A 12,627-nucleotide genomic window follows, 5' to 3' on the forward strand; every position below is an offset into this window, starting at 1 on the left:
GGCTCAGGCCTCTTCGCCCAGCACCTGCGTCTCCGTCTGCAGTGACAGCGGCGCAGGCTGGGTGCTGTTCCCTTGCAGGGAATAGTGCTGGATCAGGCCCAGCAGCTCCTCGTCCGAGTAGGGCTTGCCCAGGTAGTGGTTGGCGCCCAGCTGGCGCGCCATCTCGCGGTGCTTCTGGGCGATGCGCGAGGTGATCATGACCACGGGCAGGTCGCGCAGGGCCTCGTCGGCGCGGATGTTGCGCAGCAGGTCGAAACCGTCCATGCGCGGCATCTCGATGTCGGACAGCACCAGGGTCGGGCACTCCTCGGCCAGGCGTTCCATGGCCTGCAGGCCGTCGGCCGCCAGGGCCACGCGGTAGCCTTCGCGCTGCAGCAGGCGCTGGGTGACGCGGCGCACGGTGATGGAGTCGTCCACCACCAGCACCAGCGGCACCGAGACCGGTCCCGCGCTGGCCGGCACGGCTTCGCCGTCGCCCTGGCCGGCGGCACGCTCGGCCTCTTCGGTCCGGGCGCGCACCTCGTCGCCATAGACGTTGGCCAGCGCCACAGGGTTGTAGATCTGGACCACGGCGCCCGAGGCCAGCACCGACATGCCGGTCAGGCCGGGCAGGCGGGCCAGCTGGGGGCCGAGGTTCTTGATCACCACTTCCTGGTTGCCCAGCACTTCGTCCACGTGCAGCGCAATGCGCTGCGACGCGCTGCGCAGGATGACCACGGGCCGGGTGCGGCCCACGGTTTCCTCGCTGCGCAGGGAGGACTGCCACAGCGCGCCCGCCCAGTAGAAGGGCAAGGTCTCGCCGCCATCTTCAAAGCCGTGGCTGGCATAGGCCTGCTGCAGCAGATCCAAGGGCGCACGGCGCACGATTTCCACCAGGCTGGCCGGCACGCCGACCAGCAGCCGGCCCGCGCGCAGCATGACCACCTGGGTGACGGCCGTGGTCAGCGGCAGCACGAGGCGGAAGGCACTGCCCCGGCCCGCTTCGCTGTGGGTCTCGATGCGGCCGCCCAGCGCGTTGACCTCGGAGCGCACCACGTCCATGCCGATGCCCCGGCCGGCCACGCCGGTCACCTCGGTGGCGGTGGTGAAGCCGGGCTCGAAGATCAGGCGGCCGGCGTCCTGCTCCGTCAGCGTCTGGTCCTCGGGCCACAGGCCCTGGGCCACGGCCTTGTCGCGGATGCGCTGCAGGTTCAGGCCGGCGCCATCGTCCTCCACCGACAGCGCCACGTCGTTGCGCTCCTGGCTCAGGATGATTTCGATGGTGCCCATGGCCGGCTTGCCGGCAGCGGTGCGCTGCTCGGGCGGCTCGATGCCGTGGGCCACGCAGTTGCGCAGCAGGTGCTCGAAGGCCGGCATCATGCGGTCCAGCATGCCCCGGTCCATTTCGATGGTGCCGCCGAGGATGTTCAGCCGCACCTGCTTGCCCATTTCCTTGGAGGTCTGGCGGACCACGGCATACAGGCGCTCGGCCAGGGAGTCGAACTCCACCATGCGCGTGCGCAGCAGGTCGCGCTGCAGCTCGCGCGCCTGGCGGCCCTGGGCGACCAGGTCGTCCTCGGCGCCCGCCATGTCGCGCTGCAGGTTGCGCTGCACGGTGGCCACGTCGTTGACCGACTCGGCCATCATGCGCGTGAGTTCCTGCACCCGCGTGAAGCGGTCGAACTCCAGCGGGTCGAAGCCGGCCGCCGAGTCCTTGGACAGGGCCAGGCGCGACTGCATCTGGCTCTCGGCCTGGACCTCGATGTCGCGCAGCTGCATGCGCAGGCGCTCCAGGTTGCCGGCCAGCTCGTCCAGCGAGCCACGGGCCTGGGCCAGGCGCGCATCGACACGCGAGCGCGCAATCAGCACCTCGCCGGCCTGGCTGATCAGGCGGTCCAGCAACTGGGCGCGCACGCGCACCGTCTGGTGGGCGCCCGCACGCAGCGGCGCGGTGACAGGAGCCGGCTGTGCGTCGGCTGGCGCCGGGGATGCGCCAGCGCCCGAGGCGTCGGAGGCCGTGGCGTCAGAAGACACCGCAGAGGCGGCAGGCTCGGCCTGGTCCGGCCCATCGGCCAGGCCCAGCGGCCCATCCTGCACCTGTTCGCCCGCAACGCGCAGCACGTCGAAACCGGCCTGCAATGCGTCGAAGTTGCCCAGCAAGGGCTCAATCTGCTCGGCCGTGGGAGATTCGCTGTCGACCCGCTCGACGGCGGATTCCAGCCGGTGGGCCATTTCGCCCAGGCGCATGGCGCCAGCCAGCCGGGCACTGCCCTTGAGGGTGTGCAGGGCGCGCAGCGTTTCGTGGCGCGCCTCGTCCAGGGAAGGCCGGCCATGCCAGCGACGCAGTGCAGCGCCCAGGCGGGGCAGCAGCTCGATGGCCTCTTCCTCGAAGATGGGGAACAGGTCGGGGTCCACCTCGTCCAGGGCGTCGATGTCGTCGTCCAGGTCGTTGCCCACGGCCACCGCATGGGCGATGGCCTCATCGATGCGGCGCTGCAGCTCGGCTTCCTGGCGTGCGTCGTTGACCAGGGGGCGCATGGAATAGGCCAGCGGCGCCACGTCCTGTGCCTGGGCCTGCGCATGGGCGCCGGCGTCGAGCACGGCATCCGTGCCTGGCTGCGGCAGCAGCGCATCGAGCCGGCTGTCCGGAGCGTCCGCGACTTCGATATCCAGCGCCAGCAGTGCCTGCAGGGCTTCTTCCACGCCCGGCTGGGGTGTCTTGAGGAAGCCGGCCGCGAACTGGTGCAGCAGGCGCTGCACCTCGTCGGAAGCCGCAATGCAGGCGGCGACCTGCTCAGGCGTGCCGCAGCGCTGCGGCTGCAGATGGGCCAGCGCATGCTCCAGCAGGCGCGCCAGGTCCGACAAGGCCTTGAAGCCCACGGTGGCCGAGCTGCCGGCCAGCGAATGCGCGAAGGCGATGGCGTCATCGGGCACGGGCTCGCCGGGCTCGGTCGCCCATTGCTGCAGCGACAGGTCCAGGCGGCGCGACCATTCGTCGGCCTCGTTGAGATAGACGTTGTACAGCGGCGCGCTGATGCGCAGGCCGTCCACGACCTTGAAGCCATCGGCATCGACGCCGGACGGCTCCTGTGCGCCGGACTCCTCAGCCACCGCAGGCGCCTCATCGGCCACGGATTCGGTATGCAGCTCCTGCGGGGTTTCCGCCTCGGAAGCTTCTACGGCTTCGATGGCCTCGGCAGGTGCGGCTGCCGGAGTCAGGTCCAGATCCAGCCCCTCGAAAGGCGCCAGCGGCACGGCGGCGTGCGGAGCCTGCTCTTCGGCTTCGGCTTCTGCGCCTGCTTCTGCTTGCAGCTCGGGCAGCGCGTCGGCATGTGCCTCGGGCACGGTCTCTGTGCCGGGCAGCGCGGGCTGGTCGCCCGAGACAACGGCCAGGGCTTCCTGCTCGCTGTCGCGCATGGCCGCCTCGAAGGCGGCGAAGTCCAGCTCCTCCACCGCGTCGGTGGCCAGCGCGGCGGGTGCCTCGGCGGTCTCCGGCTGCGTTGAACCCTGCGACTGTTCGGGCACAGCCGCCGCAGGCTGGGGGTCCAGGTCCAGCAGACCGAAGTCCAGCGCAATGTCCAGGTCACCGGCGGTCCCGGTGGTCTCGGCGGGCACGGCCGGCTCGGGGGCTTCCCGCTGCTCGGCCTGCAGCTGCTGCTCCACTGCGGCGAAGGGCTCCACCGGCGCCTCGACCGCGGCAGGCTCGGCCTGCGTGCGGCGGTCGGCGCGCGGCACCAAGGCCACGTCGGCGCGCACGCCTTCCAGGCGCATGGCATCGGCTGCGGCGCGGAAGGGCGTGGCCAGCCAGGCATCGGCCTGCTGGCGCTCGATGGCCGAAGCCCAGGCGCCAAAGGCGCGCAGCGCGTCGCTGGCCAGCTCCTGCATGGGCTGGGGCATGGGCTTTTGCTCGGCCAGCCAGGCATTGAGCATTTGCTCCATGGCCCAGCCGGCTTCGCCGAATTCATCCAGGCCGACCATGCGCGAGCTGCCTTTGAGCGTATGGAAGGCGCGGCGCAGCGTGGTCTGCTCGCTGAGGTTGCCGGGCTCATCGGCCAGGGTGCGCAGCGCCTGCAGGCCGTTGTCCACGACCTCGCGGGCCTCTTCCAGGAAGATGCTCAGGATTTCGTCGTCGGAATCATCTTCCGAGACGGTCAGACCGGCCAGCGGGGGAACGGGTTCAGGCAGGGGTTCGGGCTGAGCCGTGGCGGCAGCGGCAGCAGGGCCGGGCACCGGTTCGGCCGCTTCAGCCACGTCAGCTGCTTGAGCCGCTTCGGCGGGTATCTCGAGCGCCTTGGCGAATTGCGCCAGTTCGGCATCGTCGGCCAGCGCTTGCTGCCCGGCGACAGTCGCCTGCGGCAGGGGCTCGGGCACAAGGTCCACGGAGGGTGGCGGCGGCGCCGGCACCGACGGTGCTGCCGCAGTGGGTTCGGCAGGCAGGTCGTGTGCAGTCTCGGCGGGCTGGATCTGGGGCACGGGCAGCGGCTGGGCCACGGCAACGGCTTCGCGCTGCGGCGGCACGGCGGCGGTGTCCAGGGCCGGCAGCTGCTCGGGCGCCTTGCCCGCGTCGTCGGCGCGGTGGCCACGGCGGCCCATCAGGATGCGCAGGCCGCCTTCGGCCTCGTCATAGACAAAGAGCTTGCGCGCCATGCTGCGCTGGTAGCTCAGCATGTCGATCAGGAAACCCATGGCGCCCAGGCTGTTGCCCAGCTTGTCGAAGACCTGGGCACGTTCTGACTCGGCGATCTCGCCCAATACCAGCCGCTCCACGGTTTCGCGCATGCGCTGCATGGCCTGGGTGGCCTGGTCCAGGCCCAGCACGGACAGCACGCCGCGCATCTGCGCCATCTGGCCAGACACCGGCGCCAGCACGGTGGCATCGGCGGGGTTGCGGAAATACTGGTCCAGGTGCCGCTCGGCCTCGGCCAGCGTGGCACGCAATTCGCCCACGACCGAGCCCATGGTCTGGTGGTCGCTGGCCTGGCGGTACAGCTCCTCCATCCACGGCTCCAGCGGCCGCGCGGGCGCGCCCTGCAGGGATTCCTCCAGGCGCTGGACCAGGTTGGCGGATTGCTCGGCCAGTTCCTCGTCGCCCATGTCCATGGTGGCAAAGGCCGCCTGCAGATAGAGCACGGAGGTGGCCACTTCCATGGCCAGTTCCGCCGGCGGCGGCTCGCCGATGCGGGCCACGGTTTCGGCCACCTTGATCAGCATGCGCGCCAGGCCATGGCTGGCCGGGTGCAGCTTGACCAGGGATTCGGCCACCTGGGCGAACTGGTCCACCACGATCTTGGTGCGCGCACGGTCGCCGCCTGCCAGGGCGGACCAGGTCTCCGCCGCCGTGGTGATGCGCTTGCGCGCCTGCACCAACACGGCCGGGTCGTAGCGGCCAAAGCGGGTCTGCTGGTAGTCCACCTGCGGCTGGGCCTGCATGCCATAGGCCTGGCGCACCGCCTGCAGGGCAGCGCCGGCCTGCTCGGCCGGGCGCGCCTGGGCGCAGAAGAACAGCAGGTCCTGCAGCAGGCGCGCAGGCGGCGTGCGGTCGCCCTTGGCCATGGCCGCGTACTGCATGAGCACGCGCGAGGCCATGCGTTTCACATAGAGGTCGACAACGATCAGGCCGCGCGACTGCGCGTCGAAGAAGCCAGCGGCCACCTTCCAGAAGCTGCGTGCGGTGACATCCTCGGTCTGGGCCACGGCAAAGCGCAGGCACAGGTCACGCATCTGGGCGGCGGCCTCGCGGTCATCGCTCTTGACCATGCGCAGCACCACGCCGTCGAGCAGGGCCCGGGCATCGGGCCCGTAGGCCAGCGGCTCGGCCTGGCGCGCCCATTCGGGCTCGCGCGCGCGGCGCTCGGCAGGCCACAGGTCGGCCGGATGCACCTTGTCGTTGCCGGCCAGCGCCTGGGTGTCACGGTATTGGGGAAACAGGGCCACGGCCGAGACGGTCTTGCCGGCCAGCACGGTTTCCAGGTATTCGATCAGGGCAAAGCTGGCGCGCTCCAGCGTGGCGGCGGCCTGGTCGGTGCACAGCTCGGGGCGCTGCACGAAGCGCTGCACGGCGCTTTCCATGCCGCGCAGCACCAGGGCCGGAGAGCCCAGGCCCACCATTTCGAGGGCGCCGCAGGCCTGGTGCAGCTGCTGGCGGGCGATGCGCAGGGCCGAGGTGTCAAGCTCCTCAAGGTCCGAGGCGCGCGCCGCATCGGCATCGCGCACGAAACGCGCCACGGCCTTGCTCGCGCCTTCCAGCGACTTGCGCAGCTCATCGAGCACCCAGGCCAGCGGGCCCAGGTCCTGTTCGGTGTGCGCGGCCTGCGCCGCGCCCGTTTGCGATTCGTCAACCACTGACATGGACAGTTCCCCAAGCCCCTAGGGCCTGTGCATAGCTATGTTGGACCGGGTCAGGCAATCTTGAAACGCGCCACCGACTGGCGCAGTTCCTCGGCCATGTGCGAGAGTTCGCGCACCTGCTGCGCCGTGGTGCGCGTGCCTTCGCCCGTCTGCTCCGTCACCGCGAAAATGTGCTGGATGTTCTCGGCCACGTCGTTGGCCAGGACGGCCTCGCGCGAGGTGGACGAGGAGATCAGCTCGATCAGCTCGGCCAGGTGGCGCGACACGGTATCAATCTCGGTCAGCGCGGTACCTGCGGAGTCGGACAGTCGCGCCCCCTCGACCACACCCTGGGTGGAGCGCTCCATGGCGGCCACGGCATCCTGGGTGTCGGTCTGAATCGCCTTCACCAGCGCCGCGATCTGGCGCGTCGCATCTGCCGAGCGCTCAGCCAGGCGCTGCACTTCTTCGGCCACCACCGAGAAGCCGCGACCGGCTTCACCGGCCGATGCGGCCTGGATGGCGGCGTTCAGCGCCAGCACGTTGGTCTGCTCGGTAATGTCGGAAATCAGCTCGGTGATTTCACCGATCTCCTGCGAGGATTCGCCCAGCCGCTTGATGCGCTTGGAGGTTTCCTGGATCTGGTCGCGGATGGAGTTCATGCCGCCGATGGCGTTCTGCACGGCCTTCAGGCCCAGGTCCGCAGCTTCCAGCGACTGGCGCGCCACCTGGGCAGATTCCTGCGCCTGGGTCGAGACCTCGTTGATGCGGCCTGCCATGTCCAGCACGGAGCGGCCGGTTTCGCGGATTTCGCGCAGCTGTTCGGTCGACGCGGCCAGCAGCTCGGTGGAGTTGGCATCCACCTCGGCCGTGGTCTGTGCCACGCGGGTTGCCGTGTTCTGCACGCTGCCCACCAGGGCGCGCAGCTCTTCCACCGTGTAGTTCACCGAGTCGGCAATGGCGCCGGTGATGTCCTCGGTCACGGTGGCCTCCTGCGTCAGATCGCCTTCGGCCACCGATTGCAGTTCGTTCATCAAGCGCAAAATCGCGGCCTGGTTGGCATCGTTGATGCGCTTGGCTTCATGCTCCTGCACGCGGGACTCTTCCTGGCGGCGTTCGGCCGCTTCCTGGCGCAGACGGCTGTCGAGCAGCTGCACGCGGGACAGGCCCACGCCGCACAGCAGCACCAGCACGGTGGCCAGCGCCAGCAGGCCCATGGGCAGCGAGCCGATGCCGGCGCCGCTTTGCAGCTTGTTCTGCAGGTCTTCCAGATGGCGGCGCAGCGGTTCGCTGTCGGCGTTGATGGCGGTCTGGGCTTCGCGGGCGGACACCAGGCCCTGCAGGTTGCCCAAAATGGCGCTGGCCTCGCTGCGGGTCTCTTCGTAGAGCTTGATCAGCGCCTCGATCTGCTCGCGGGTCTGGGCGTCGCGCGTGGGAGGCAGGCGCAGCTCGCTGCTGCCGCTCAGCAGGCTTTCGGAGATTTCCTTGAACGAGTTCAAGTCCTTGCCCAGCAGGAACACGGCCTCGGGGCTCACGCCTTCGGCGGTCTGGAATTCGTTGGCCGACTTGCCGATACGCTGGGTCAGCATCACGAGCTGGCCGGCAGCGGAGATTTCCGCCGGGCTGGCGCCCTGCTGCAGCTTCAGCGAGGAGATGGTTTCGGCGATCTCCAGCAGGTCCGAGGACTGCCGGTTGATGGTGCGCAGCGCGTCGCCGACCTGGGTCAGGATCTGCTTTTGGTCCATCACCACCTTGGCGCTTTGCTCGGCGCGCTCCATCAGCGGCGTGATCTGGGCCAGTTCGTCGGCATAGGCGCCGCCCAGCGGGCGCACGCCCATGGAGTCGTCGCCCGAGGCAATGGCGCGCACGTTGCGCGCCAGCACGCCGGAGCTGTCCTGCACGTCCACAAAGGAGGATGCCGCGCCCGTCAGCGCCTGCGAGACCGACTTGGCCAGACGCTGCGACTGCATCAGCGCCTGGCCGGTGGCGGCCAGCTGCTGCGCCGAGCCGTCGGCCTGGCGCAGGGCCCAGGCCGCCGCCAGCACCAGGGCCAGCACCGACACACCCAGCAAGGTGGACAGCGTGCGCTGGTGGCGCGCGGCAGGCGCGCGGCCCAGCAGCGGCAGGGCCACCATGTCGTGGTCAACGGCTGCGCCGCCGTCGCGGCCCGGCATGGCGTCGGGGGCGCCCTGCACGGTCAGTGACGCATCGAGTGCGTACATATCCTGGGAGACGGTGTCTCCGAGCATGCTGTTGTCCGCACCGGAGCCGGCGTCGGCCGGCTTGCGTTGGAAGCGATTTGCAAGACGTTGCAAGAATGACATGGGACGACCTTCAGAAACTCAGGCGCGAATGCTCAGAAACTCGGAGGTTTGGGACAGGCGCTGCAGTTGCAGCTCCTGCCAGCGGTGGCCCGCTTCATCGATATGCACGGGGCCGAAAAAGGCGGGAGAGTGCTCGGGCGCAGGCTCGGTACGCACGAATGCGTCGGCGCTGCGCAGGCCCTGCAGGCGGTCCACGAGCAGGGCCGCATTCACTTCCAGCGCGGCATTGAACGCCAGCAGGCTGGACTCGGCCAGCGCCGGTTCGCTGCGTGTGACGCCGTGGCCCAGCAGGCTGGCCAGGTCGATCACGCCGGCCAGGGTGCCGCGCAGGTTGGCAATGCCCAGGAACCAGGGCTTTGTATAGGGCACAGGCTGCACGCCGGCCCAGGGAAAGATCTCGCCGGACTGGCCCAGCGGCATCAGGTAGTTGCGCCCGCCGGCCTGGACGGCCAGCCAGGCCGCCACCTTGACGCCTTCGCTGCGTGCGGCCTGAAGGCGGCCAGCCAGACGGGACTGCAGATCGCGCAGTGCTTCACGGTTCGCCATGGGCAGCGCACCAGATCAGTTCAGCGCCGCGATCTTGGCCTGCAGCTCGTCTGCATCCACAGGCTTGGTGATGTAGTCCCGCGCACCCTGGCGCATGCCCCAGACCCGGTCGGTCTCCTGGTTCTTGCTGGTGCACATGATGATGGGCAGGTCGGCGTACAGCGGGTCGCGCGTGATAGCACGCGTCAGTTGAAAGCCGTTCTGGCCGGGCATGACCACGTCCATCAGGATCAGGTCGGGACGGTCTTCGGCCAGGCTGCGCATGGCCTCTTCGCCATTCTCGGCCGTGCGTACCTGCAGGCCCTGCTTTTGCAGCATGTCGGACAGAAACATCAGTTCGGTCTTGGAGTCGTCCACGACCAGGACTTTGCGGATGGGCATCAAAGTGCTCCTATGGTTTGCTTGCCGAACTGCTCCACGGCCTGCAGCAGCTGGTCTTTGGTGAAGGGTTTCGTGAGGTAGTCCTGGCAGCCCACCATGCGCCCGCGCGCCTTGTCGAATACGCCGTCCTTGGACGAGAGCATGACCACAGGCGTGTCAGCAAAGCGCGCGTTGCGCTTGATGATGGCGCAGGTCTGGTAGCCGTCCAGCTTGGGCATGAGGATGTCGCAGAAGATCAGCTGGGGCTGGTAGTCGTTGACCTTGGACAGTGCGTCGAAGCCGTCGTCGGCCAGGAGCACTTCGTGCCCGCCCTGCTTGAGGAAGATTTCTGCGCTGCGGCGGATGGTATTGCTGTCATCCACCACGAGTACGCGCAAGGGTGCGCCCGATGTCGTCACTGAGAAACCTCCCGGAAATGTATGAGTCGGCGCGGGTGGTCCCGCGCTCAGATTTCGACCATCTCAAAGTCTTCTTTACGTGCTCCGCACTCGGGACAGGTCCAGTTCATGGGCACGTCTTCCCAACGCGTCTGGGGTGCGATGCCATGCTCGGGGCAGCCTAGCGCCTCGTCATAGATCCACCCGCAGATCAAGCACATCCAAGTTTTGGGGTCGGTCACAGCTTAAAGGGCCTTCACATAGAATGCAACGATTGTATCTAGTCACAACCACCCGCCACGGCCTTCGCTGGCGGGGCGCACACTGGGCTGAGCCATGGCATTGAACCCCTCCAACTCCCCCAGTCCCGACACCGAGCCGATGGACGAAACCGCGCCCGTCTGCGTGCTGGTCTTCAACGCCAGCGACCCCAGCGGGGCGGGCGGCCTGTCGGCCGATATCGCCACCATCGCCTCGGTCGGCGGCCATCCGCTGCCCGTGGTCACGGGTGCCTACGCACGCGATTCGGCCAAGATCTTCGAGCATTTTCCCTTTGACGACGAGGCCGTGGCCGAGCAGGCGCGCGCCGTGCTGGAGGACATTCCCGTGTCCGCCATCAAGGTCGGTTTCGTGGGCAGCCCGGGCAACCTGGCAGCGATTGCCGAGATCGCCTCCGACTACCCCGACATCCCCATCGTCTGTTACATGCCCGACCTGTCGTGGTGGGAGGAAGACCCGCTCGACCAGTACATGGACGCCCTCAAGGAACTTGTTCTTCCGCAAACGTCTGTGTTGGTTGGAAGCCACAGTACGCTGTCGCGCTGGCTGCTGCCCGACTGGACCAACAGCCGCAGCCCCACGGCGCGCGACATCGCCATGGCGGCCGAGGCCCTGGAAGTGCCCTACGTGCTGGTCACCGGCATTCCCCTGCCCGACCAGTTCGTGGACAACGTGCTGGCCACGGCGCAGTCGGTGCTGGGCAACAGCAAGTACGAGATGTTCGACGCCACCTTCACCGGCTCGGGCGACACCCTGTCGGCCGCGCTGACGGCCCTGGTGGCCAGCGGCAACGACCTGGGGCTGGCCACGCAGGAGGCGCTGGAGTACCTGGACCGCAGCCTGGACAGCGGCTTTCGCCCCGGCATGGGCCACTACATCCCGGACCGCATGTTCTGGGCCCAGCCCGAGCCCGAGGATGAAGATGCCGAGGCCGCCGCCGAGCCCCTCGCCGAACTGGACCCCGACACCCAGGCCATCGAAGGCTTCGTGATGCCCCCTCATGACACCAAGCATTGAGGCAGGCCACCGCCTGAGCGGCTGCGCGGCCGGCACAGGCCCTTGGCTTGGCACCTCTGGCTTGTACCCCGCACATGGCAGACTCCTGCACTATGACCACTGACCTGAATATTCCCCTGTTCGAACGCGCCAAGGCCGTGATCCCCGGCGGCGTGAATTCGCCCGTGCGCGCCTTCAACGCCGTGGGCGGCACGCCGCGCTTCGTGCGCCGTGCGCAGGGCGCGCATTTCTGGGACGAGAACGCCCAGCAGTTCACCGACTACATCGGCTCCTGGGGTCCGATGATCCTGGGCCACGGCCACCCCGAGGTGATGGCCGCCGTGCAGGCCGCCGCGCTGGAAGGCTTCTCCTTCGGCGCCCCCACGGAGCGCGAGGTCGTGCTGGCCGAGAAGATCCTCTCGCTCATGCCCTCCATGGACATGGTGCGCATGGTCAGCTCGGGCACCGAGGCCGGCATGAGCGCGCTGCGCCTGGCGCGCGGCTTCACGGGCCGCAACAAGATCATCAAGTTCAACGGCTGCTACCACGGCCATGCCGACGCCCTGCTGGTCAAGGCCGGCTCGGGCCTGGCGACGTTCGGCGCCTCCTCCTCGGCCGGCGTGCCGCAGGACGTGGTCAAGGACACCGTGGTGCTGGAATACAACGACGTGGGCCAGCTCGAGGAGGCCTTCGCCCAGTTCGGCGATCAGATCGCCTGCGTGATCATGGAGCCCATTGCCGGCAACATGAACTTCGTGCGCGCCAGCGTGCCCTTCACGCGCCGCATCCGCGAACTCACGCGCGAGCATGGCGCGCTGATGGTCTACGACGAGGTGATGACCGGCTTTCGCGTGGCCCTGGGCAGCGCCCAGAGCCTGTACGCCCAGCAGATCGAAGGCTTTGCGCCCGACATCACCGTGCTGGGCAAGGTCATCGGCGGCGGCATGCCCATGGCGGCCTTCGGCGCGCGCCGCGAGATCATGGAAAAGCTCTCGCCCCTGGGCCCGGTCTACCAGGCAGGCACCCTGTCGGGCAACCCCATTGCCACGGCCTGCGGCCTCAAGACGCTGGAGCTGATCAGCGAGCCGGGCTTCCACGACGCCCTGCACGCGAAGACCGGCCGCCTGATGGCCGGCTTCAAGGCCGAGGCCGACGCCGCCGGCGTGCCCTTCAGCGTGGACCACCAGGGCGGCCTGTTCGGCTTCTACCTGCTGCCCGAGCTGCCCAGCACCTGGACCGAGGTCATGAAGACCGATGGCGCACGCTTCAACCGCTTCTTCCACGGCATGCTGGAGCGCGGCCACTACTTCGCACCCGCCCTGTACGAGGCCGGCTTCGTGAGCGCCGCGCACACGGACGAGGACATCGACAAGACCATCGAAGCCGCACGCGAAGTGTTCAAGACGCTCTGACGCTGG

General features: G+C 68.7%; 8 protein-coding genes. 2 read left to right on the forward strand and 6 right to left on the reverse strand.

All coding sequences use genetic code 11. The features are described 5' to 3' along the window. Positions 1-3: 3 nt before the first annotated feature. From ACF8NF_RS21110 to ACF8NF_RS21135, 6 genes are read right to left on the reverse strand one after another with little or no spacing between them, the layout of a single operon-like run. Positions 4-6,327, reverse strand: a complete 6,324-nt coding sequence (locus ACF8NF_RS21110; RefSeq protein WP_392451220.1) for an Hpt domain-containing protein — start codon at positions 6,325-6,327, stop codon at positions 4-6. A gap of 50 nt (positions 6,328-6,377) precedes the next feature. Beyond that, on the reverse strand, positions 6,378-8,630 hold the full coding sequence (locus tag ACF8NF_RS21115) for a methyl-accepting chemotaxis protein (RefSeq protein ID WP_016447934.1): 2,253 nt from the start codon (positions 8,628-8,630) through the stop codon (positions 6,378-6,380). Positions 8,631-8,648: 18 nt separating this feature from the next. Beyond that, the gene (locus ACF8NF_RS21120) at positions 8,649-9,176 is read right to left on the reverse strand and encodes a chemotaxis protein CheW (RefSeq protein ID WP_016447935.1); all 528 of its coding nucleotides are present in this window, start codon (positions 9,174-9,176) and stop codon (positions 8,649-8,651) included. 15 nt (positions 9,177-9,191) lie between these two features. Continuing rightward, complete coding sequence (locus tag ACF8NF_RS21125; RefSeq protein WP_016447936.1) at positions 9,192-9,557, reverse strand: PleD family two-component system response regulator; 366 nt, start codon at positions 9,555-9,557, stop codon at positions 9,192-9,194. Further along, positions 9,557-9,955: a PleD family two-component system response regulator gene (locus ACF8NF_RS21130; protein WP_016447937.1), complete on the reverse strand. Its 399-nt coding sequence runs from the start codon at positions 9,953-9,955 to the stop codon at positions 9,557-9,559. Before ACF8NF_RS21130 ends, ACF8NF_RS21125 begins: the two co-directional genes overlap by 1 nt. A 47-nt stretch (positions 9,956-10,002) precedes the next feature. After that, positions 10,003-10,155, reverse strand: coding sequence for a rubredoxin (locus ACF8NF_RS21135; RefSeq protein ID WP_080650042.1), 153 nt, complete (start codon positions 10,153-10,155; stop codon positions 10,003-10,005). 115 nt (positions 10,156-10,270) lie between these two features. On the opposite strand from ACF8NF_RS21135, the gene ACF8NF_RS21140 reads away from it, so the two are divergent. Together ACF8NF_RS21140 and hemL are read left to right on the forward strand one after the other, a co-directional pair. Next, the gene (locus tag ACF8NF_RS21140) at positions 10,271-11,230 is read left to right on the forward strand and encodes a bifunctional hydroxymethylpyrimidine kinase/phosphomethylpyrimidine kinase (RefSeq protein ID WP_016453190.1); all 960 of its coding nucleotides are present in this window, start codon (positions 10,271-10,273) and stop codon (positions 11,228-11,230) included. 74 nt (positions 11,231-11,304) lie between these two features. Beyond that, positions 11,305-12,621 carry a glutamate-1-semialdehyde 2,1-aminomutase gene (hemL, locus tag ACF8NF_RS21145; protein ID WP_370690594.1) on the forward strand — a complete coding sequence of 439 codons (1,317 nt, stop codon included), beginning with the start codon at positions 11,305-11,307 and terminating at the stop codon, positions 12,619-12,621. Positions 12,622-12,627: the final 6 nt, after the last annotated feature.

The organism is Delftia sp. WSY_22, assembly GCF_043104185.1.
Classification (GTDB): domain Bacteria; phylum Pseudomonadota; class Gammaproteobacteria; order Burkholderiales; family Burkholderiaceae_C; genus Comamonas; species Comamonas tsuruhatensis.

Coding starts and splice junctions, on each gene's coding strand:
- ACF8NF_RS21110 (WP_392451220.1), bottom strand. CDS start 6,327: ATGTCAGTGGTTGACGAATCGCAAACGGGCGCGGCGCAGGCCGCGCAC.
- ACF8NF_RS21115 (WP_016447934.1), bottom strand. CDS start 8,630: ATGTCATTCTTGCAACGTCTTGCAAATCGCTTCCAACGCAAGCCGGCC.
- ACF8NF_RS21120 (WP_016447935.1), bottom strand. CDS start 9,176: ATGGCGAACCGTGAAGCACTGCGCGATCTGCAGTCCCGTCTGGCTGGC.
- ACF8NF_RS21125 (WP_016447936.1), bottom strand. CDS start 9,557: ATGCCCATCCGCAAAGTCCTGGTCGTGGACGACTCCAAGACCGAACTG.
- ACF8NF_RS21135 (WP_080650042.1), bottom strand. CDS start 10,155: ATGTGCTTGATCTGCGGGTGGATCTATGACGAGGCGCTAGGCTGCCCC.
- ACF8NF_RS21140 (WP_016453190.1), top strand. CDS start 10,271: ATGGCATTGAACCCCTCCAACTCCCCCAGTCCCGACACCGAGCCGATG.
- hemL (WP_370690594.1), top strand. CDS start 11,305: ATGGCAGACTCCTGCACTATGACCACTGACCTGAATATTCCCCTGTTC.